The sequence below is a fragment of the Methylobacterium sp. C33D genome (assembly GCF_053345825.1).
This window is the reverse complement of record NZ_JBKFAV010000202.1, coordinates 1-305: the sequence shown is the minus strand read 5'-3', so window position 1 is coordinate 305 and position 305 is coordinate 1. Positions and strand designations below refer to the sequence as shown.

At 78.7% G+C, this 305-nt stretch carries 1 protein-coding gene; it reads left to right on the top strand.

Annotated elements, in window-relative coordinates; genetic code table 11:
• Positions 1-305 (top strand): ATP phosphoribosyltransferase regulatory subunit (locus ACLBXO_RS32035; RefSeq protein WP_447687952.1); only part of this gene is annotated, 305 nt, incomplete at both ends.

Below are 305 nucleotides of genomic sequence, written 5' to 3'. Positions count from 1 at the left end.
GCTATTGCGGCCCGGTCTTCCGGCTCGCCGCCGACGAGCCCGACGAGTTCTTCCAGGCCGGCATCGAGTCGATCGGGCGCACCGACACGCCGGCGGCCGGCGCCGAGGTGCTGGGCCTCGCCCTGGAGGGCCTCGCGCTGTTCGGCCGGACCGACCCGGCGGTGCGCCTCGGCGACATGGGCCTGACCGTGGCGCTCCTCGACGGGCCCGCGGTCCCGCCCGCCGCCAAGCGCCGGACGCTCCGGGCGCTGGCAGCCGGGCGCTCGCTCGACGCCGTGACCAACGGCGCCGAGGGCACGCGCCCC